The sequence below is a fragment of the Novosphingobium sp. FG90 genome, from assembly GCF_057808725.1.
The window spans coordinates 118,596-139,946 of record NZ_JBMDIO010000010.1 but is presented as its reverse complement, the minus strand read 5'-3'; the positions used below and the strand labels follow the sequence as shown (position 1 = coordinate 139,946).

Sequence of the window (21,351 nt, the reverse complement as noted above, 5' to 3'; positions counted from 1 at the left end):
CGGGCGTATGCGGCGGGGGCTTCAACAAGCTCAGCCTGAGCCGGGTTGGAGATTTATCTACCTCCGCTCACCCTGAGCCTGTCGAAGGTCACGGCTGAGCTTGTCGAAGCCCCCGCCACTTAAGCCTTACCTCAGATCGGCGACCACGGCGTGTCGTCGGCCTCTTCGCGCTCGCCGTCGGGACGCTCGGTCACGGTGGCGGCGGGGAGGTAGTCGATCACCGCGTCCAGCAGGCGCGGCATTCCCTTGCCGGTGGCGCCGGAGATCGGGAACACCTCGTGCGCGCCCGCCTTGAGCAGTTCGCGGGCATATTCCTCCGCCAGCGCATCATCGACGAGATCGACCTTGTTGAGCGCCACCAGACGCGGCTTGTCGGCCAGCATCTCGCTATAGGCTTCCAGTTCCTCTTCCACGATCTGCATCGCCTCGACCGGATCGGTGTTGGAGATGTCGATCAGATGGACGAGCACACGGCAGCGCTCGATATGGCCGAGGAAACGGTCGCCGATGCCGGCGCCGTCCGCCGCGCCTGCGATCAGCCCGGGAATGTCGGCCAGCACGAACTCGCGGTGCTTGTGGTTCACCACGCCCAGCTGCGGGCGCAACGTAGTGAAGGCATAGTCGCCCACCTTCGCCTTGGCATTCGACAGCGCATTGATGAAAGTGGACTTGCCCGCATTAGGCATGCCGACGAGGCCGACGTCGGCCAGCAGCTTGAGGCGCAGCCACACCCACTGTTCCGTCGGCGGCATACCGGGCTGGTGCTGGCGCGGGGCGCGATTGGTGCTGGTCTTGTAGCTCGCGTTGCCGCGCCCGCCCATACCACCTTCAAGGAAGGTGACGCGCTGGCCCGCTTCGGTGAGATCGACGAGCACGGTATCGCGCCCTTCGTCGTCGGCAATGACCTGGGTGCCGATCGGCACCTTGATTACGAGGTCCTTGCCCGCCGCGCCATTGCGGTTCTGGCCCATGCCATGACCGCCGCGCGGAGCCTTGAAATGCTGGGTATAGCGGAAGTCGATCAGCGTGTTGAGGCCTGGGACGGCCTCGAAGATGATGTCGCCGCCCTTGCCGCCGTTGCCGCCGTTGGGGCCGCCGTATTCGACGTACTTCTCACGCCGGAAGCTGACCGCACCGGGGCCGCCGCCGCCTGCACGCACGTAAATCTTGGCCTGGTCGAGAAAATGCATCGGTCCTATCGCTTCCAGCGCTGATCAAGCGCCCCATCGCGACCGGATCCCGGTCGTCATGAACGCCGCTGGCCGCAGATAAACAAAAAACCCGGCCGTGTCTCGGGCCGGGTGATGCCCGGCTCACCCGGGCATACTGCAATGTGCGATACTGGTGGAGCCGAGGGGGATCGAACCCCTGACCTCGTCATTGCGAACGACGCGCTCTCCCAGCTGAGCTACGGCCCCGTTCCAGTATCAAATCCGAAGGCGTCACCGCATCGGGAGCGTCCCCTTAGCGAAGAGACCTCCCGCACGGAAGAGCAAAAATGGGAGAGCACGAAGATTCTCGCGCCCGTTTCCCGCATTACTGGACCTGCGGTACGCTCGCCTGCGGCTGGACGACCGGCTGGGCCATGACCTGCTCCGCGTTCGGGCGCACGGTGATGAGCCCGTTCGATCCATAGCGCGATTGCCATGCGGCAAGGTCGGCGCGGTACTGGTCGTAAGCGTCGAAGAACGCCTTGAACGGCGCTTCCAGCTTGGCGAGGCCGGTGTAGGACCAATTTTCGAACTGGCTCGGTTCGACCGTGTTCAATTCGGTGCTCACTTCCATCGCGGCCTGGCAGAAGCTGGAATCCACCGGCGGCAGCGAGAAGAAGTTGTAGACCTGGGTCTGGTAGGTCTCGCGCGCGACGATCGCCGCACGGCCGGAGTGCTGCGTGCGGAAGCTCGCATCGATCTCCTTGCTCGCGCGGTCGAGCGACTTGTCGTAGACCTTGAGGAAACGCTTGTAGCCCTCAAGGATCGGGGTGAACTGAATCTCGACACAGTTCAGTGCGGCGACATTGTAAGCCGAACGGAAGTTCCAGATCGTCTGCGACGTCGAAATCCCGTAATTCACCGTCTGCCGCGTACCATCCTCGGCCTTGGCCGGAATCCGCATTTCGAGCGGCGCACCCATCGGCGGCGTCGGCATCGGCGGGATCACCACGACCGGCGGCGGAGGGGGAGGAGGCGGCGGCGGCTTCGCGCAGCCCGCCAACGCCGCGAGCGTAACGGCGACCGCCGAGCCCGCCAGCAAGGAAAGGCGTCGACGCCCCTGCCCGTTGTCGATCATCTCAAGCCCTCGATACACGCATCATTCTCCATCGCGGGCAAGAGGTCTAACCCCGCTGAGTCGTAAAGCAAATGCCCGGTGCGATAAAACGCACCGGGCATCATGCTTAGGTGAAACTGCACTGTGGATTAATCGCTTCGGAGGAAAATTATCTCCATTCCGGTGGCGATCAGCCTCATCCGGTGCCGCTCTTAGTCCCTCTGGCCGAGGAAGCTGAGCAGGAACTGGAACATGTTGATGAAGTCCAGATAGAGGCTCAGCGCCCCGAGCACGACCGCCTTGCCGACGAAATCGGTGCCGCGCAGGTGATAGTACTGATTCTTCAGCATCTGCGTGTCGTAGGCGGTAAGGCCCGCGAAGATCAGCACGCCAAGGATCGAAATCACCAGCTGCAACATGCTCGAACCCACGAAGATGTTCACGAGCGAGGCGATCAGGATGCCGACGAGGCCCATGATCAGGAAGGTGCCGAAGCCCGACAGATCCTTCTTCGTCGTGTAGCCGTAGAGGCTGAGGCCCGCGAAAGCCGCCGCCGTGGCGAAGAACGTCGTCGCGATCGAAGTCGCCGTGTAGATCACGAAAATCGTCGAGAGCGACACGCCCATCACCGCCGCGAAGGCCCAATACAGCACCTTGAGCGTACCCTCGCTGAAGCGCGCCGCGCCGCCGCTGATCGCGAAGACGAAGCCGAGCGGGGCCAGCATGACCAGCCACTTGATCGGCGACTGCATCATCTGCACCGCGTAAGGCGCGAAGAGCAGCGCGACGATGCCCGAAAGCAGCACGCCCGAGGCCATGTAGTTGTAGATCGACAGCATGTGCCGACGCAGGCCCGCATCGTACGCAGTCCGGCCGGCGGAACGTCCGTCGAGGCTCGGAGACGCACCGAAGCCCTGACGGGGCTGGGGGTCGTTCCAATTCGCCATTTCAAACTCCCTTTAGCGGAAAGCCAGCACAATGCGGTCCCGCTCAGGAGTGAATATCGCGCTCGCGCCGAAAAGTTTCAAGAAGAACCGGTCCGCGTCATTTGTGACAAAGTGTAAAACGGATCAATCTCGTCCGGATCAGCTCCGGCGAGCTTCGGCAGCCATTTCGGCGTTGCGATCGCGCGAAGCAGTCATTGCTTCGGCCACCACACCGGCCAAAGCGCCGTCCGCATCGAGCACGTTCATCCCGGCGCGGGTCGAACCGCCAGGGCTCGCGACCTTGTCGGCCAGTTCGCCCGGCAAAAACTCGGACGCTCCGGCGAGCAGCGCCGCCCCCTCGACCATCGCCAGGGCGAGACGCTGCGACTGTCCCTCGTCCATCCCTAGCGCGACTGCCCCCCCGGCGAGGGCATCGATGAAGCGATAGACGAAAGCCGGGCCGCAACCCGCAAGCGCGGTGACGGCGTCGAACAGGTGCTCGCCCGCCAGCCACTCAGGCGTGCCGAGCGGGTCCATCAGGACGGTCACGGCGGCGCGCCCCGTCTCGTCGAGGCCGCGCGCGTCGAGCGCGATCGGCGACTTGCCGATGGCGGCGGCGAGGTTCGGCATGATCCGGACCAGCGCCCCCGCCTGCGGGAAGCGCGCGGCAAGGCTGTCGAACTCGACACCCGCCAGGATCGAGAACAGCACCGTCCCGCGCCCGACAAGCGGGCTCAGGGCCGGCGCAACGGCGTCGAGCCCCTGCGGCTTGACACCCAGAAGCACGGCATCGAAACGCCCCTCGGCAGGCAGCTCGGAAAGCAGCGTAACGCCTTCGGGAACGCTGTCGCGGTGCGGATCGACGACAGTGAAGCGCGCGGCAGAAATGCCGCCGGCCAGCCAGCCCGCCAGCATGGCCCCGGCCATGTTACCGCAGCCCACGAGCAGGATGTTCTGAAACCGGTCCATGCGCACTTTCCCTCGAAACTGGATCGGGCTGCGACTTAGGCGAGCGGATCGCAGGCGACAAGAGTCCGGCACCAAAAGCGATGCCGGTCAGCCGCTAGGCAGCCTCATGCTTCTCCGGCAGCGTCCACTAGGGCGGCTGCAAGCGCTTCCGAGGGTGTCTTGTCGCCCCACAGGATGAACTGGAAGACCGGGTAGAAGCGGTCGCATTCCTCGATCGCGGCCTCTACCACCATCTGCGCCTGACCCGGCCCCAGCAACCCGTCCGGGCCGAGCATAAGGCCGTGGCGATAGAGCACGACGCCGCCGTTCGACCACATGTCGAAGTGGCCGAGCCAGACCTGCTCGTTGATGAGCGCCAGCGCCTCGAACACGGCGGCGCGCTTCGCGTCGGCAACGCGGATGTCGGGAAGGCACAGCAGCTGCAGCACCCGATCCTCCGGACGCCAGATAGCCTGTAACTGGTAAGTCGCCCAGGCGCCCTTGATCTCGGCAGAGATCTCGTCCTCTCCGGCATATTCGAAGGGCCAGTCGCGCGCCTCGAACAGCGAGGCGAGCATTTCCACGGGGGCAGCCTCGTCGTCCCGGTCGATATCGTCCTGAACGGTCCTCATAATCTGCGACATCAGCCCTCCGAGAATACGGGTGCATGGATGCTGCCTGCGGGTGGGGAAGCACAATCCACCTGCCCGACATCGCCTGCGCATAACTGCACAAGCCTGTTCACAGCGTGTGGATAAATATGAATGCGTGTTAACACAAGGCGACCGGGCGGCGTTCCGAAGGCAGAAAACCCGCAGAATTACTTGGCGGAAAGCGGATCCACGACTTGCCCCGCCGGACTGGTCCAGGGCAGCGCATCGGAGAAGCCCTGCTTCTTGGCATCGACGAGGAACGCATTCGCGGCCTTCTGCGTCGCGAAAGGACCAATCAGGACGCGGTTGGTACGCCCCATCTCGCTGACGTAAGGGCTATGCCCCTTGAGCAGCACCGCATTCTCGCGCGTGTAGCGGCGCCAGTCGAAGGCGATGGCGCTCTTGTCCCGGCCCACGCCGATCTGCACCCAGATGCGGCTGGGGTGCGACGGCTTCTTGGCCTTTTCCGCAGCCTCGGCCTTTGCCTTGGCCTCTGCGTCCGCCTTGGCCTTCGCTTTCGCCTCGGCGGCCTTGGCCGCGGCGGTCCTGGCCTTGGTCACCTTGGCATCCTTGACCTCGGCGGCCGGTGGCTCCGCAGCCTTGGTTTCGACCGGTTTGGCATCTTCCACCTTTGGCAACTGCACGCGCGGAGACGGCGGCGGCGGCGGCGGCGGCGGCGGGGCGGCCGGGGTGATCAGCCGGATGTCGACCGCCCCCGACGTCGGCATGACATCGACGGTCGGCTTGCCGATGTCGGCGAATATCTCGGAAAGCGAAAGCTGGTTCGGTCCCGGCACCGGGGGCGGGCTCGCGGGCGCCGATACCGCAGGTTCGGCGGGCGGCGTCGAGACAGGCGCCTGCGAGGCCGGCAGGCGCCGGAGATCGAAGCCCGGCGTCGCCGCAGACGCTACAGGAGCCGTCGCCTGCGCAACTCGCGTCGGAGCCGGGGGCGTGGACTGCACGGGGGCAGAGACGGAAGCGGAAGCCGCAGCCGGGACCGGAGCGGACGTCAACGGCGCCGCGACCTTAGGCATTTCCGTGCTCCGCCCGACCGGCGGCAACTCGCCGGTGTCACGCTCGATCGCGGGCTTCGGCTCGGGCGGCGCCACGCGGTCCGGGTCAATGGAGGCAAGGCTCGTCGCCTTCGCGGCGGTAGCCGACTGACGCCCTGCCTGGGCCAGTTCCGGGCGCTGCGCCCGGGTACGGGAGGGCTTGGCGGCCTTCGCCAGCTTCGTGCCGCCCGCGCCGCCAAGCGGCTCTCCCTTGGGGATCAGCCCCGCGCCGGCCGCCGTACTGCGCGGCGGGGCGTAAGCAGCGATACGGGCATCGTCACGCCCTATCTCGGAAGCACGCGGAAACCGGCCGAGGTTCGCCGCCGCCGCCTGCTGCGCCCTGGTCAGGCGCGGCATGTAGCGCAAGTACGGGGCGATGCTTTGCGCCAGCTGGCCGGGCAGGATCGTATTGGTGATCTCGACCGCCTTGTCGGGATTGCCCGCGATGGCAAGAGTGAACGCGCGGGTACGCCAGCCCGGTTTGTCCTGCTTGTTCAGCAGCGGCAGCAGCGTCGTGTAGGCCGCGTCGAGATCGCCGTTGATCGCCTGGCTGACGGCCAGCCGGCTGCGTAGTTCATCCGCCTTGTCGCCGGACACGCTCGTCATCGCTGACGCATAATAGCGCTGTGCAAGCGTATTGTCGCCGACGAGGTCGAAGGCCAGGCCACGGTCGGCCGCGATCAGTGCAGGCGTCGCGCCGGCCTTTTCGGCGGCATCGAAGCACGGAATCGCGCTCACCGGATCACCATTGTGGACGAAGGCGCTGCCCAGCCCGGCCTGCACGCGCGGATTACCCGGGCTGACTTCGTCTGCGCGGCGGTAGAAGCCTATCGCGGCGGCATTGTCCTGCAAGGCGCGGGCCGCGTCCCCCGCGTCTATCAGCGCGGCGACGTCACGGGCATCGCGGCCGAGCCGCGCGAGGGCGGCGCTGAGTTTCTTGTTGTTCTCGCCTGGAACGGCCTGGACCACGGGATGCGAGACGGCCGGAGCACCTTGCGCCAAAGCCGGAAAGCTCGCGAGCGCGCTCACCAGCGCTGCGCCGCCGAGCAACCGCGAAACCAAGTGATCCACCCGCAAGTCCTCTGTCATTCATGAACCAGCCACTGGAAACCAGGCAGGCAGCCTTCCGCACGATGGCCACCAACGCTTCATGTCCCAGACGGTCGCACCGCAGGCCCGGACGCCACGTGAATCCAAAAGGCGCCAGCCTGCACGCCTTGCGGCCATGGACCCACGCAGATGAACCTAAAACGAATGCGCCGGCTTCCTGGGCGTCCCCTTCGATGGATTGCGACCCGAAGGAGCGAGAGGCGGGGCACCCCCGCCTCTCACGATTTACTGGTTATTCTGGCGCCCGAGGAAACGCGGGATGCTGATCGATCCTGCATCTTCCTCTTCCGAAGCCGGCTCTGCACCCGCGCGCGGGCGCGACAGGCTCGTCATGCGCTCGAACAGGGTGCTGCCGCCACTGGCGGGCTTGACGCGCGGTGCCGCCGCAGCGGGAGCCTGAGCGGCCTGACCGCCGTCGAGCAGCAGTTCGTCCTGCGTCCGCCGGGGTGCCGGGACAGGCTCTGCCGGAGCTTCGAAGCTGAGATCCAGCGGCTCTTTCTGGATTCCACGCAGACCGGCAAAGCTCGGCGTCGCTGCGGGAGCGTAAGTGGGCTGTGCCTCGTCCTCGGCACCGAGTTCGAGTTCGGTCGACGGAGCGACGAACGGCGCGGGTTCAGGTGCCGGGGCCGACTGCTGCGCCACGGGCGCCGCGACCGGAGCGGTTGGCGGCGTAACCGGCGCCTGATAGGTCGGCGCCGCAGGCGGTGTCTGCAGTGCCGGACGGGCGAGCCCGCGCGAGGCACCCAGGTTCAGCGGGCGTGAGGCGATCTCGGCCATTTCCGTGGTCTGCTCGATGCCGGTGGCGACCACCGAAACGCGGATCTTGCCCTGCAGGTCCGGGTTGAACGCCGAACCCCAGATGATGTTCGCGTCGGGATCGACCAGTTCGCGGATGTGGTTGGCAGCCTCGTCGACTTCGAGCAGCTTCATGTCGTCGCCGCCGATGATCGAGATGATCACACCCTTAGCGCCCTGCATCGACACGCCGTCGAGCAGCGGGTTGGCAATGGCGCGTTCGGCGGCTTCGAGGGCGCGGTTGGGGCCTTCACCCTCGCCGGTGCCCATCATCGCCTTGCCCATTTCGCCCATGACCGAGCGGACGTCCGCGAAGTCGAGGTTGATGAGGCCCGGCATGATCATCAGGTCGGTGATCGAGCGCACACCCTGCTGGAGCACTTCGTCGGCGAGCGTGAAGGCTTCCTTGAAGGTCGTTTCCGCCTTCGCCACCAGGAACAGGTTCTGGTTGGGGATGACGATCAGCGTATCGACGTGCTTCTGCAGTTCCTCGATGCCCGAGTCCGCAGCGCGCATGCGGCGCGTGCCTTCGAACATGAACGGCTTGGAGACGACGCCCACGGTGAGGACGCCCTTCTCGCGCGCGGCCTGCGCGATGATCGGGGCCGCACCCGTGCCGGTGCCGCCGCCCATGCCGGCTGCGATGAAGACCATGTGGACGCCGTCGAGCAGGCGCTCCAGCTCCTCACGGGTTTCCTCTGCCGCCGCACGGCCCACTTCGGGGCGCGCACCGGCGCCGAGGCCCTGGGTGATCTCGGGGCCGAGCTGGATGCGCGTTTCCGCGATCGAGTTGTTCAGCGCTTGTGCGTCGGTGTTGGCCACCACGAAGTCCACGCCCTCGATCTGGGCGCCGATCATGTTGGCGATCGCGTTTCCGCCCGCACCGCCGACGCCGATGACGAGAATGCGAGGACGAAGCTCCTCGATAGCCGGCGGTCCGATGTTAATGCTCATTTCGCTCTCCTGCAGGCACGTCGCGCGAAGAAAATTCCTTGACCACTCTGATTGCACGCTTCGATTCGTCTAGGCAAAGGACCATAAACCTTTGTCCACAGCCAAAGCCGCCAATTCCGCCATTTCCTCCGCGTTTGTCGTCCGGTTTGCACGGCTGGTCTTCAAGGCCTTCGAAACGGTCAAAAGTATTCGCGCAAAGCCTGATAGACACGGCCCACCATGCCCAGCTTGCCGAGGCGGACAGTGCTCTGGTGGCTGCGCCCCAGTGAGCGGATGTCCTGCGGGTCGGCAGCGGCGTAGAGCACCAGCCCTGCCAGCGTCGAGAAGCCCGGCTTCACATGCGCCTCGGCCAGCCCCGAGAGGTGCGCGACCCTGCCGATGCGGACCGGCTTGCCGATCGCGGCCTGTGCATAGTCGGCCAGCCCCACCAGTTCCGCGCCGCCGCCGGTGAAGACCACCTGCTTGCCGCGCTGGCCGGTGAAGCGCATCGTCTTGAGCGCCTTGTTTACCTCTTCCATCAACATGCCAAGCTGGCCGGTGATGACGCCGATCAGTTCGGCGCGCGGGATGCGGTTCTTGTCGTCGGCATGACGGGCGATCGGGCCGGTGCCTTCCTCGCCCGGCGCGTTGACCGGGATCATCTCGCGGTGATCGTGCGGGCTGGCGATGGCCGAGCCGTTGACGCACTTCAGCCGCTCGGCCTGGAAGCGGCGGATGCCGAAGGCCGAGGCGATGGCGTCGGTGATGTCCGCCGAGCCCATCGGGATCGACATCATGTCCTTGAGCATCCCTTGCTCGTAGATCGCGACGTTCGTGACCTCGCCGCCGAACTCGACGAGGGCGACGCCAAGATCGCGCTCCTCGGGCGAAAGGCACGCCTGCCCCGCCGCGATCGGCGAGCCGACGACGGCCTCGACTTCGAGGTGCGCGGACTGCACGGCTTCGGTCAGGTTGCGGATCGGCGCGCCGTCCGCGAGCATGATGTGGATGTCGACGCCGAGGCGCTCTGCGTGCAGGCCCTTGGGGTCGATCACCCCGTGCGCGCCGTCTAGCCTGTACTGCGCGGGCTGCGCATGCAACACCATGCGCCCGTCCGGCTGGATCACGTCCTTGGCGGAGATGAGCAGCTGGTCGATATCCTCCTGCTCGATGCGGCGGCCGCCGATTTCGGCGTCGAACTGGTCGATACGGCTGGCGAGCCCTGCCCCCGAGCAGCCGATCCAGACCTTCTGGACGGCGGTGTCGGCCATCTTCTCGGCCCGGTCGATGGCGTCGCGCACGGCATAGGTCGCTGCGGCCATGTCGGTGACGAAGCCGCGCTTGATGCCCTGGCTGGCGCGGTGGCCCGAGCCGAGCACGACCATGTCGCCGACCTCGTTGATCCCCGCAACGATCGCGGAAATCCGGAAGGAGCCGATGTTGACCGCGCCGAACACGCGGGTGATGCGCTGGTTAGCCATTACTGTTCTTCCCCCGCCGTCGTTTCGGTGGCGCCGGTGTGCGGAACCGAGCCCGCCTTCAAGGCCAGTTCCTGCCCGTCCTGCTCCGGCACGCGCATGTAGATGCGGTCCTTGGCGCGCATGTCGAACGCCGTCACCTTGCCACCGAGCAGTCGGTTGGTGCCGTCGAGCCGCGCGAACGTGACCAGCGCCCCGGCGGACTCGCGATCTCCCTCGGGCAGCGCAAGCACCTGCCCCGACTGGAACGTCAGGTTCCAGCGGCGATTGCCGATCCATTCCGCCTCGGACACGCGCGGCTTCATCGCGGGCGCAGCCTCCAGCAAGTGTCCGAGCGCGATCACCTGCTGCCCCGCGCCGGGGCCGGAGACGATCAGCTTGCCGCCCGCATCCTTGCGGCTGATGGCTTCCAGTTCATGCCCCGTCTCGTCGATCAGCACGAAGCGGTCGGCCTTGCGCAGCACCGCATGCGGCTCGCGCTCGACGATGTCGATGACAAGGGTATCAGGCAACTGGCGCGAGACGCGCGCGTCCTTGACCCACGACAGCGTCAGCAGGTCCTGCCGCAGCGCCTCGATATCGACCAGCGGCATTGCGCGATCACGCTCGGCCAGCGCCTTCTCGTAGACCTTGAGTTCGTTGATGTTCTTGACGCCGCGCACTTCGACGCGCTTCACCTCGAATCCGGTCTGCCCCGCGACGAGCGCCATCTGGTGCCCGGCCAGCCCCGGCAGCCCGGCAAAGCTGGCCACCACGCAGACGAGCGCCGCCGCGCCGCCGAGGATGGCGACGAGGAAGATCTTGTGGAGCTGCCCTTCGGAGAATGGCAGCCACGCCATGACGGAATCGAGCGCCGATCCGGTCCGCGCCTTGGCGACGCGCACCTTGCGCTGCGCGCCTGCCTGCGCGGCGGCCTTGCGGGCGGTCGTGCCCTTGCGCCGGATGGTCTGGCTCATTTGGCCTTTGCTTTGTCGCTTAGCGCCTCGGCGATGATCGCCTCGACGAGTTCGGGATAGTCCATGCCGCAGGCGCGCGCCTGCTCGGGCACGAGGCTCAAGGGAGTCATGCCGGGCTGGGTGTTCACTTCGAGCAGGAACAGCCCCTCGATCCCCTGCGTATCGTCCCAGCGGAAGTCGGAACGACTGGTGCCCTTGCAGCCGAGCAACTGATGGGAGCGCAAGGCGATGTCCTTGCAGGCCTGCGTGATCTCGTCGGGAATGTCCGCCGGGCAGACGTGCTCGGTCATGCCGTCGGTGTACTTGGAATCGAAGTCGTAGAAGCCCGACTTGGGCTTGAGTTCGGTCACCAGCAGCGCGCGGTCGCCGATCACGGCGGTCGTCAGTTCGCGGCCACGGATGTAGGGCTCTGCCAGCAGTTCGGCGAATTCCTGCCACGGCCCCGTCACGTCCTTCGCGATGGGGTTGCCGTAATTGCCCTCTGCCGTGACGATGGCGACGCCGACCGACGAACCCTCGTTCACCGGCTTGAGCACGTAGGGGCGCGGCAGCGGATCGGCGAGGTGAATGTCGGCGGACTTGACCACGCGGCCACCCGGCATCGGCACGCCGTGCGGGACCAGCGCCTGCTTGGTCAGTTCCTTGTCGATCGCGATCACCGATGTCGCGAGGCCCGAATGCGTGTAAGTCAGGCCCATCAGGTCCATCATGCCCTGCACTGTGCCGTCCTCGCCCGGCGCGCCGTGGAGGGCGTTGAACACGACATCGGGTTTCGCCTCGGCCAGCCGCAGCGCGACGTCGCGGTCCATGTCGATGCGGGTGACGGTGTGGCCCTTCGATTCCAGAGCCTTGGCCACGCCCTCGCCGCTCATCAGCGAGACCGGGCGTTCGCTCGACCAACCGCCCATCAGGACTGCGACATGCAAGAGATTCAGGCTCATGAATTCAGACTCGTTCGGTAAAGCGGGGTTTGAAGGTCGCGGACAGCTTCGGAGCAGCCCTTGTCCCAGGGGAAGAGGCCGTCGTCCACGCCCGGCCAGACGATCTGCATCGCGCGGGACATCTCCTCGCCCTCATGCTCGGCGTACCACATCGCCGAGTTGAAGTAGTGCGGGATCAGGCATTCGGGCTCGACCTCACGGATCATGCAGCGGTGGCCCTTGAGGAGACCGTCGATCTCTTTCCAGTCCTCCAGCACCAGCCCCTCGCGGCACATGTCGAGCACGCCGTTGATGACGGCGGCGGACAGTTCGGTCGAGAAGCCGAACACGATCACCTCGGGCTGGCTGACGGTGGTGCGAAAGCCGACCGAGTAGGCGAACTGCTCTTCGCCATCTTCCTCATCGTCCTCGTCCGGCTCTTCGGGCGGGGTGACGACGGTGATGTGGCAGCCGAATTCCTCGATGTTGTCGAGAATCTGCTGTTCGTGGCGGGACAGGCGATCATCTCTCATGGGCGGGTTCCTACCCGTTGAATTTCCCATTCGAGATCGACGCCGGACTTGTCCTTCACCCGGCGGCGCACTTCGTCGCCGAGGTTCTCGATGTCCTCGCTGGTGGCCTCGCCAGTGTTGAGCAGAAAGTTGGTGTGCTTCTCGCTGACCTGCGCGCCACCGAGCGAGAGACCGCGACAGCCTGCCTCTTCCACCAGCTTCCACGCGGCGTGGCCTTCGGGGTTCTTGAAGGTGGAGCCGCCGGTCTTCGAACGCAGCGGTTGCGACGCCTCGCGCGCGGCGGAGATGCGGTCCATCTCGGCCTGGATCGCGGCCGGTTCGCCGGGGCGCCCCCTGAAGCGCGCGGAGACGACCACCGCGCCTTCGGGCAGCTCGGAATGCCGGTAGGTATAGCCGAGATCGGCGTTGCCCAGCGTCACCAGTTCGCCCGAACGCAGCACCACGTCGCAGTCGATCAGGATGTCCTTCACCTCGCCGCCATAGGCGCCGCCGTTCATCCGCACGAAACCGCCCACGGTGCCGGGGATCGAGCGCAGGAACTCGACGCCCGCAATCCCCGCGTCGCGCGCGGTCGAGGAGACGAGGATGCCGCTCGCCCCGCCGCCGCAATCGAGCGTGACGTCATCAAGCTTGGTGACCTTGGCGAAGGCCTTGCCCAGCCGGATCACCACGCCGGGAACGCCGCCGTCGCGCACGATCATGTTGGAGCCGAGGCCCAGCGCCATCAGCGGCACCGCCGGGTCCAGAGCGCGCAGGAAGTCCTGCAGGTCGGCCAGATCCTTGGGCTCGAACAGCCATTCGGCATGGCCACCCGCCTTGAACCAGACGAGCGGGGCCAGCGGCGCATTCGCCGTCAGCTTGCCCCGAACCGCCGTCTGATCGAGCGTCAGTGTCACCCCGCCCTCCGCACGCGAATGCTGTCGGCAAGGCCGGCGGCCCACTTGGTGATGTCGCCCGCGCCGAGGCACACGATCATGTCGCCCGGCTGGATCGAGCCCGCCAGCGCATCGGCCAGCGCGTCCGGCCCGGCGATGCCCTGCGCCGAGCGATGCCCGCGCGCCTTCATGCCCGAGACCATCGCGGCGCTGTCCACGCCCTCGATCGGCTGCTCGCCCGCCGCGTAGACGGGGGCAGCATAGACCACGTCGGCATCGTTGAAGGCGCTTTCGAAGTCCTCCATGTGATCGCGCAGGCGGGTGAAGCGGTGCGGCTGCACCACGGCGATGACGCGGTTCTTCACGCCCTCACGCGCGGCGGCCAGCACGGCGCGGATCTCGACGGGGTGGTGGCCGTAATCGTCGATCACAGTGACCGAACCGCCGTCCAGTTCCACTTCGCCGACCTTGGTAAAGCGCCGCTTGACGCCGCCGAACTTGGAGAAGCCGGTCTGGATGCAGGCGTCCGAGCAGCCCATCTCCACCGCCACGCCCACCGCCGCGAGCGCGTTCTGGACGTTGTGGCGGCCCGGCATCGGCAACTCGATGCCCTCGATCCGGCGGAACGAGCCGTCACGCTGGCGCAGCGCCACGTCGAAGCGGTTGCCGCCGGGGATCGGCGTCACGTTCTCGCCGCGAATGTCGGCCTGGGCGGAGAAGCCATAGGTCACCACGCGGCGGTCGCGCACCTTGGGGATGATCGCCTGAACTTCGGGGTGATCGATGCACAGCATCGCCGCGCCGTAGAACGGCACGTTCTCGATGAACTCGACGAACGATTCCTTGATCCTCTCGAAAGAGCCGTAGTGATCGAGGTGCTCGGGATCGATGTTGGTGACGATCGCGATCGTACCGTCGAGGCGCAGGAACGAGCCGTCGCTCTCGTCGGCCTCCACCACCATCCAGTCCGACGCGCCGAGACGCGCATTTGATCCGTAGGAATTGATGATGCCGCCGTTGATGACGGTCGGGTCCACGCCGCCCGCATCGAGCAGCGCCGCGACCATCGAGGTCGTCGTGGTCTTGCCGTGCGTGCCCGCCACCGCAACGGTGTTCTTGAGGCGCATCAGTTCGGCCAGCATTTCCGCGCGGCGCACCACCGGGATGCGGTGTTCGAGGGCGTAGACGACCTCGGGATTCTCACGCTTCACCGCCGTGGAGGTGACGACCACCGCCGCACCTTCGACGTTTTCGGCAGCGTGGCCGATCGAGACCTTGATCCCGCGCGCGCGCAGGCCCTCGACGACATAACCCTCGGCAATGTCGCTGCCCTGCACCGAGTAGCCGAGGTTGTGCATGACCTCGGCGATGCCCGACATGCCGATGCCGCCGATCCCGACGAAATGGATGGTCCCGATTTCAGTGCCGACGCCCTTCATGCGGGGGCGCCTTGCCGACGGTGCTTCGACAAGCTCAGCATGAGCGGGGTGGAGAGAACGTGGATGATATTCATATCCGCCAAATACACAAAGTTCCGCTCATCCTGAGCTTGTCGAAGGATCACGGCGCCACCTCACGGGCAAGCGCCTCGCCACCTTGCGGCGCAGAAGCCTTTTCCATTCTGATGACGTCCATGATCGGCGCCGCGCCGAAGCTCTCGACGAGGTCGGCCAGATCACGCGCGGCATTGGGATAGCCGCAGTTCCACGAGGCATGCGCCGCATTCGCCAGCGTCTCGGGATGCTGGGCGATCGCCTGAATCTGCAGGCACAAGTCCTTGGCCATCTTTTGATGGACCTCGGCCTGTTCGCTGAGCAGCGCATTGCGCTTGTCGCCCTTGCAAGCGTCAGGATTCTCGGTGGTTACCGCCGGCTGGCGGATCACCCGCGCGCCGCCGCCCGCGACCATCTCGCGCGCGTTGACGCTCTGGTGGTCGTCCATCGCGTAAGGCAGCGGGATCAGGATCGCCGGACGGCCCACGGCGGTCAGTTCCGCAATTGTCGAGGCGCCCGAGCGGCCGATGAACAGGTGCGCACCGGCAAGCCGCTCGGCCATGTTCTCGAAATAGGTCGCGAGTTCGGCAGGGATGCCATGCGCAGCGTAGCGCTCGCGCACCCGCTCGATGTCTTCGGCGCGGGCCTGCTGGATCACCTGCAGGCGCGAACGCAGCGCCGGGGGCAGCATCGCCAGCCCCTCGGGCACGACGTCCGACAGCACCCGCGCACCCTGGCTGCCGCCGGTGACGAGGATGCGGAACAGGCTGTCTTCGGTGAACTCGGGGAACGGCTGTTCGCGCAGGCGCAGCACGTCCTCGCGCACCGGGTTGCCGACGACGGTGACCTTGCCAGCCAGCGCCGGGTCCAGCTTCTCGGTCTTCTCGGCCGAGGTGGCTATGGCGTCCACCTTCTTGGCGAACCAGCGGTTCACGCGGCCCAGCACCGAGTTCTGCTCGTGCAGCACGATCGGCAGCTTCGCGGCGCGCGCGGCCAGCATCGTCGGCATCGCCGGATAGCCGCCGAAGCCGACCACGGCGGTCGGTTCGAAGCTCTCGAACAGGCGCAACGCCATGCGGCGACCGGCCAGCACGCCCTTCGCGCCCTTGAGCCAGCCGAGGGGGTTCTTCCCCGCGATGCGGCCCTGCGGCAGGACGTGGGTGGTCAAGTAGTCAGGCTTGCCGGGGATCGCGGCGCCGCGCTCGTCGGTCACCAACGCGACGTGGTGGCCGCGCGCGTGCAGTTCGGCGGCGAGCGCGAAGGCGGGGATCAGGTGTCCGCCAGTGCCGCCGGCCGCAAGCACATAGTGGCGCGAAACCGAACTCATGACATATCTCCGATGGCGCGCAGGCTGAACTTCTCGCGCTGGATGAACGGGTTGCGCCGCGTAACCGCCAGCAGCAGCCCCATGCTCAGGCACATCGCCACGGTGGACGAACCACCATAGCTGATAAGCGGCAGGGTCATGCCCTTGGACGGGAACAGCTGCAGGTTGACGAGGATGTTGATGAAGGCCTGCCCGCCGAACTGCGCGGCGAAGCCCGATGCGGCCAGCACCGTGAACAGGTCCTCCTCGTCCACCAGTCGCAGGATCACCCGCGTCAGGATGGCGAGGTAGAGCACCACGATCACCATGCAGGCAAGCAGCCCGAACTCCTCGCCAATGACGGAAAAGATGTAGTCGGTATGCGCCTCGGGCAGCGCCATCTTGCGCGTGCCCATCCAGAAGCCGAGCCCGGTCCACCCACCGTTGAGGATGGTGCGCTGGGCCAGATCGACCTGGTCGAAGGCCGAGCCCCCGAACAGGAAATTGTCGATGCGATTGCGGCCGTTGTCATAGGTGAAATACATAAGGACAAGACCGAGGACGCCTGCCCCCGCAAACATGCCGATGCGCTTCACGTCGATGCCCGAAAGCAGAATCAGCACCAGAAAGGCGCCGGAAAACAGCATCGTCGAGCCGAAGTCGGGCTGCAGCATCAGCAGCGCGCCGAGCAGGCCCATCAGTGCGAAGCAGATACCGACAACCGGGATATTCGGATCACGCGCACGCCACGACACGATCCACGCAAGCAGGATCGGCCAGCCGCACTTGAGGAATTCGGACGGCTGGAGCGAGATGCCGAAACGCAGCCAGCGCTTGGCACCGTTCACTTCCGAACCGACCACCGGCACCAGTACCAGCGCAAAGAGCATCGCGCCCGCCAGCAGGATGCCGAAACGGCGCGCATTCTCGCGCGAGAGGCTGGAGGCCCAGAACATCGCGAAGAGCCCGACCAATTGCCAGCGCATGTGCAGGTAGAAGAAGTGCAGCGAGCGTAGCTTCTCGACCGAGGTTGACAATCGCCTGGCGCTGGCCGGAGAGCCAGCAGCAACCGCCACCGCCCCGATAGCCATCAGGATCAGGACCAGCACCAGCGTGGGCCGGTCGATCTCCTGCCACCAGATAGCAAGCTGGCTGCGGCGGTTGCGATTATAGCGCTGCGCGCTCGGAGTGGGCGCGAGAGTGGCCATCAGCCCTGTTCCTCCAAAAGCGCTTCGACAATCTGGCGAAAGGCTAATCCACGCGCTTCGTAGTCGCGGAACTGGTCGAAGCTGGCGCAGGCCGGAGACAGCATCACGACATCGCCGGGCTTTGCCGCTATCATCGCCTGGCGGATGGCTTCCGCCATCATCTCCGAGCGGTGGACCTGTGTATAAGGTGCAAGAATCTCGGCGAACAGCGGTCCGGCGTCACCGATGGTATAAGCGGCGGCGATGTTGCCAAAGAAGGGCACGCACTCATCGAGGTTGTCGCCCTTGGGCAGACCTCCAAGAATCCAGTGAATACGCGGCTCAGGATCGGGTGGGAAGGCGGCGATCGCGGGTGCAGTGGAGGCCGGATTGGTTGCCTTGGAATCGTTGATGTAGGTGACGCCGTTCGCCACCGCGACGCGCTCCATGCGGTGCGGCAGGCCGCTGAAGGTGCGCAGACCCTTGCGCCACTGCGCCTTCTTCACCCCCAGGGCCTCGACGATGGCGACGGCCACAGCGGCGTTCTGGAGGTTGTGCGGCCCCTGCAGGGAGGGCCATTCCTTTTGGATCTCGACAAGATCGGCGCCGTCAGCGAACCGCACAAGACCGGGCGCGCGGCGCGCGGCCTCGATATGAGCGATCGACCGCGTCTCCTTGTCGCCGACGCCGAACACCGCCTGGCGCTCACGCCCCTGCATGGAGAAAAGGCGCCCCTTGGAGGCGGCGTAAGCCTCGAACCCATCGTAGCGGTCAAGGTGATCGGGGGTGATGTTGAGGAGCGCCGCCACATCGCAATCGAGGCTGCGGGTGATGTCGATCTGATAGCTCGACAGTTCAAGCACGTAGACGCCGCCCTCGGGAAGAGGCTCAGGCCCCAGCACCGGCACGCCGATGTTGCCGCCCACGCGCGCGGGCACGCCCGCCACGTCGAGCAGGTGGTGGACCAGCGAGGTTGTGGTGGACTTGCCGTTCGTGCCGGTGATGCCGACCACGCGGTGCGCGGGCAAGCTCTGCCTGGCCAGCGCGAAGAGTTCGATGTCGCCGATCACCGGCACACCCGCACGCTCGGCAGCTTCGGCGATGGGGTGGCGGTTCAGCGGTACGCCGGGCGAGACGACGACGCCGTCATAGCCGGTGATGTCGGCGCTGACCGGGTCGGCCAGTTCCACCTTGCCGCAGTCGGTCCACTCGCACAGCTGCTGGCGCGCTTCGTCGCGGCTGTCCCAGGCCATGACGTGCGCCCCGCTCTCGACCAGCGTGGCGACGGCGGTGAGGCCCGAACGCGCGAGGCCGAGGACCGCGTAGCGCTTGCCGGCGAAGATGGAGGAGACGATCACCCGACCGCTCTCCTCAACGCAGTTTCAGAGTGGCGAGGCCCAGCACCGCAAGGACGATCGAGATGATCCAGAAGCGGATCACGACGGTCGATTCCTTCCAGCCTTTCTGCTCGAAATGGTGGTGGATCGGCGCCATGCGGAACACGCGGCGGCCGGTGCGCTTGAACCAGAAGACCTGGATGATGACCGAAGCCGCTTCCAGCACGAACAGCCCGCCGACGACCGCCAGCACGATCTCGTGATGCGCGGCGACGGCGATGCAGCCCAGCGCGCCGCCGAGGGCGAGGCTGCCGGTGTCGCCCATGAATACGGCCGCAGGCGGCGCGTTGAACCACAGGAAGGCAAGGCCCGCCCCCATGATCCCGGCGCAGAAGATCGCCAGTTCGCCCGCGCGCGGAACATGCGGAATGCCAAGGTAGGTGGCGTAGTCGACGCGGCCCGCAAGGTAGCAGATGATCGCGAAGGTGCCCGCCGCGATGATGACCGGCATCGTCGCGAGGCCGTCGAGGCCGTCGGTCAGGTTCACCGCGTTGCCCGCACCCACGATCACCACGGCGGCGAAGACGTAGTAGAACGGGCCGAGCGGAATGTAGCGGCCCGACAGGAACGGCACGTAGAGGTTGGTATTGAGCTGGCTGACGATGATGTAGGCGGCGATTCCCGCCACCACGAATTCCAGCAGCAGCCTGATCTTGCTCGACAATCCGGCGTGGTGGCGCTTGGTTACCTTGTCGTAGTCGTCAAGGAAGCCGATCGCACCGAAGCCCACCGTCACCGCCACGCAGGCCCAGACGAACGGGTTGGTCACGTCCATGAACAGGATCATCGAACCGATCAGCGCGGTCAGGATCATCAACCCGCCCATGGTGGGCGTGCCGCGCTTGGCGAGGTGGCTCTGGGGGCCGTCCTCGCGGATCGGCTGGCCCTTGCCCTGGCGGACGCGCAGCATGTTGATGAACTTCGGCCCGATCAGCAGGCCGAGGAACAGCGCCGTCATGAAGGCCGCGCCCGAACGGAACGTCTGGTAGCGGAAGAGGTTGGACAGTCCCTCGTAGTGGAACCATTCTGCGATGAGATACAGCATCTTGCGGGCTTTCGCCCCTACCCTTCCGTCTTGCTAAGCGTCGCCACGAGCGCTGCCAGACCCACCGAATTCGAGCCCTTGACGAGGATGGCGTCATCCCGTTCGAGGCCGAATGCGCGCAAGTTTTCGGCAGCTTCCCGCACAGTTGCGCAATGGGCGAAAGGCAAAGGTTTGCCAAGGCCGGAAGCCCCGGATTTCCCCAGTTCCACCGCTAAAGCGGTCATCTCGTCGCCGACGAGAACGACGTAGTCGACACCCGCCTCGCGGATCGGTTCGGCAAGGCCGGCGTGGTAGTCGGGACCGTGACTGCCGAGTTCCTTCATCGAACCGAGAACGGCGATCCGGCGCTTGGCAGGCGTGCGGCCCAATTGCGCCAGCGTGGCCCGCATCGAAGCCGGGTTGGCGTTATAGCTTTCGTCGATGAGCAGCGCCTTGCCGCCCTCTACATCGATCTCCATCCGCGCGCCGCGACCGGCCAGCCCGCCCATCTCGGCGAGCGCGACCCCAGCGGCACCCAGGTCGCCCTTAACGGCACGTACCGCAGCCATGACCGCCAGCGAGTTGATCGCCTGATGCTCTCCGGGCGCGCCGACGGTGTAGCACACGCGCCGGTCACCCATGTCGATGGTGACGAGCGAGCCGCCGCCGATCGCCGGCACCGCATCGAGCAGCCGCACGTCCGCGTCCGCCGCCTTGCCAAACGACACGACCTTCGCCCCCAAGGCCAGCGCCGCATCGCGCAGGCGCAGGAAGTGCGGGCTGTCTGCGGGGATGACGGCGGTGCCGCCTTCTTCCAGTCCCTCGAAGATTTCCGCCTTCGCGTCGGCGATGGCCTCTTCGGAGCCGAGCATCTCGATGTGCGCGGGGGCGATCGTGGTGATGAGCGCGACGTTGGGACGCACCTGCCGGGTCAACGCGGCGATCTCGCCCGCGTGGTTCATGCCCATCTCGAAGATGCCGTAGCGCGCGCGGCTGGGCATGCGGGCAAGGCTTAGCGGAACCCCGACATGGTTGTTGTAGCTCTTGACCGAACGGTGCGCGTCACCTCGGCTGGAGCGGTCGAGCGCGGCGAAGATCATCTCCTTCACGCCCGTCTTGCCGACCGAGCCGGTGACGCCGATGATCGGACCACGCGCGCGCAGCCGGGCTGCGGCGCCGAGACGTTCGAGCGCCTCCATCGTGTCCTCTACAAGGATATGCGGGCCATCGACCGGGCGGTCCACCACCACGGCGGCTGCACCTTTCGCAAACGCGGCCTCGACGAAGCGGTGGCCGTCCATCGCCTCGCCCTTGAGCGCGAAGAACAGGTCGCCGGGCTGGACGTCGCGGCTGTCGATCTCGACGCCGGAGACGGTGAAGTCGCTGCTCGCCTCCCCCTTCACCGCGCGCGCGATGGCGTCTGCGTCCCACAGGACCAGCGGGTTGTCCTCCAGCGGCGCGGCGGGCCAGTCGAGGATCCGGGTGATGGCGTTCATG

18 protein-coding genes and 1 tRNA gene are annotated in these 21,351 nt (G+C 66.3%); all 19 read right to left on the bottom strand.

Translation table 11 applies throughout. The features are described from left to right. Window positions 1–131 precede the first annotated feature (131 nt). A complete protein-coding gene (gene obgE, locus ACODRZ_RS11760) occupies window positions 132–1,190 on the bottom strand; it encodes a GTPase ObgE (protein WP_488970213.1) in 1,059 nt (352 codons plus the stop codon). Window positions 1,191–1,342: 152 nt separating this feature from the next. Continuing rightward, a tRNA-Ala gene (locus ACODRZ_RS11755) sits at window positions 1,343–1,418 on the bottom strand. 118 nt (window positions 1,419–1,536) lie between these two features. After that, window positions 1,537–2,307 carry a hypothetical protein gene (locus tag ACODRZ_RS11750; protein WP_488970214.1) on the bottom strand — a complete coding sequence of 257 codons (771 nt, stop codon included), beginning with the start codon at window positions 2,305–2,307 and terminating at the stop codon, window positions 1,537–1,539. A gap of 173 nt (window positions 2,308–2,480) precedes the next feature. Continuing rightward, window positions 2,481–3,215, bottom strand: coding sequence for a Bax inhibitor-1/YccA family protein (locus ACODRZ_RS11745; protein ID WP_488970215.1), 735 nt, complete (start codon window positions 3,213–3,215; stop codon window positions 2,481–2,483). Window positions 3,216–3,353: 138 nt separating this feature from the next. Then, complete coding sequence (locus tag ACODRZ_RS11740; protein ID WP_488970216.1) at window positions 3,354–4,163, bottom strand: pyrroline-5-carboxylate reductase family protein; 810 nt, start codon at window positions 4,161–4,163, stop codon at window positions 3,354–3,356. Window positions 4,164–4,267: 104 nt separating this feature from the next. Beyond that, a complete protein-coding gene (locus ACODRZ_RS11735; protein ID WP_488970217.1) occupies window positions 4,268–4,786 on the bottom strand; it encodes a type III secretion system chaperone family protein in 519 nt (172 codons plus the stop codon). Between the two features lie 176 nt (window positions 4,787–4,962). Beyond that, entirely contained in the window at window positions 4,963–6,918 is a 1,956-nt protein-coding gene (locus ACODRZ_RS11730) for an SPOR domain-containing protein (RefSeq protein ID WP_488970218.1), read from the bottom strand. 264 nt (window positions 6,919–7,182) lie between these two features. Next, on the bottom strand, window positions 7,183–8,706 hold the full coding sequence (ftsZ, locus tag ACODRZ_RS11725; protein WP_488970219.1) for a cell division protein FtsZ: 1,524 nt from the start codon (window positions 8,704–8,706) through the stop codon (window positions 7,183–7,185). Between the two features lie 179 nt (window positions 8,707–8,885). Continuing rightward, window positions 8,886–10,166, bottom strand: coding sequence for a cell division protein FtsA (ftsA, locus tag ACODRZ_RS11720; RefSeq protein ID WP_008830196.1), 1,281 nt, complete (start codon window positions 10,164–10,166; stop codon window positions 8,886–8,888). Continuing rightward, window positions 10,166–11,119, bottom strand: coding sequence for a cell division protein FtsQ/DivIB (locus ACODRZ_RS11715; protein ID WP_488970220.1), 954 nt, complete (start codon window positions 11,117–11,119; stop codon window positions 10,166–10,168). The genes ftsA and ACODRZ_RS11715 overlap by 1 nt, the downstream gene beginning before the upstream one ends. Further along, complete coding sequence (locus tag ACODRZ_RS11710; protein ID WP_488970221.1) at window positions 11,116–12,060, bottom strand: D-alanine--D-alanine ligase; 945 nt, start codon at window positions 12,058–12,060, stop codon at window positions 11,116–11,118. Before ACODRZ_RS11710 ends, ACODRZ_RS11715 begins: the two co-directional genes overlap by 4 nt. Further along, the gene (locus tag ACODRZ_RS11705) at window positions 12,057–12,572 is read right to left on the bottom strand and encodes a DUF4262 domain-containing protein (protein WP_488970222.1); all 516 of its coding nucleotides are present in this window, start codon (window positions 12,570–12,572) and stop codon (window positions 12,057–12,059) included. Before ACODRZ_RS11705 ends, ACODRZ_RS11710 begins: the two co-directional genes overlap by 4 nt. Further along, a complete protein-coding gene (gene murB / locus ACODRZ_RS11700) occupies window positions 12,569–13,468 on the bottom strand; it encodes a UDP-N-acetylmuramate dehydrogenase (protein ID WP_488970223.1) in 900 nt (299 codons plus the stop codon). The genes ACODRZ_RS11705 and murB overlap by 4 nt, the downstream gene beginning before the upstream one ends. Further along, a complete protein-coding gene (gene murC / locus ACODRZ_RS11695) occupies window positions 13,465–14,886 on the bottom strand; it encodes a UDP-N-acetylmuramate--L-alanine ligase (protein WP_488970224.1) in 1,422 nt (473 codons plus the stop codon). Before murC ends, murB begins: the two co-directional genes overlap by 4 nt. 121 nt (window positions 14,887–15,007) lie before the next feature. Further along, window positions 15,008–16,267 carry an undecaprenyldiphospho-muramoylpentapeptide beta-N-acetylglucosaminyltransferase gene (gene murG / locus ACODRZ_RS11690; RefSeq protein ID WP_488970225.1) on the bottom strand — a complete coding sequence of 420 codons (1,260 nt, stop codon included), beginning with the start codon at window positions 16,265–16,267 and terminating at the stop codon, window positions 15,008–15,010. Then, the gene (locus ACODRZ_RS11685; RefSeq protein WP_488970226.1) at window positions 16,264–17,454 is read right to left on the bottom strand and encodes an FtsW/RodA/SpoVE family cell cycle protein; all 1,191 of its coding nucleotides are present in this window, start codon (window positions 17,452–17,454) and stop codon (window positions 16,264–16,266) included. The genes murG and ACODRZ_RS11685 overlap by 4 nt, the downstream gene beginning before the upstream one ends. Next, on the bottom strand, window positions 17,454–18,791 hold the full coding sequence (gene murD, locus ACODRZ_RS11680; protein ID WP_488970227.1) for a UDP-N-acetylmuramoyl-L-alanine--D-glutamate ligase: 1,338 nt from the start codon (window positions 18,789–18,791) through the stop codon (window positions 17,454–17,456). The genes ACODRZ_RS11685 and murD overlap by 1 nt, the downstream gene beginning before the upstream one ends. A 13-nt stretch (window positions 18,792–18,804) precedes the next feature. Continuing rightward, entirely contained in the window at window positions 18,805–19,875 is a 1,071-nt protein-coding gene (gene mraY / locus ACODRZ_RS11675) for a phospho-N-acetylmuramoyl-pentapeptide-transferase (protein ID WP_488970228.1), read from the bottom strand. A 17-nt stretch (window positions 19,876–19,892) separates the two neighbouring features. Continuing rightward, window positions 19,893–21,350: a UDP-N-acetylmuramoyl-tripeptide--D-alanyl-D-alanine ligase gene (locus ACODRZ_RS11670; protein ID WP_488970229.1), complete on the bottom strand. Its 1,458-nt coding sequence runs from the start codon at window positions 21,348–21,350 to the stop codon at window positions 19,893–19,895. Between the last annotated feature and the right edge of the window lies 1 nt (window position 21,351).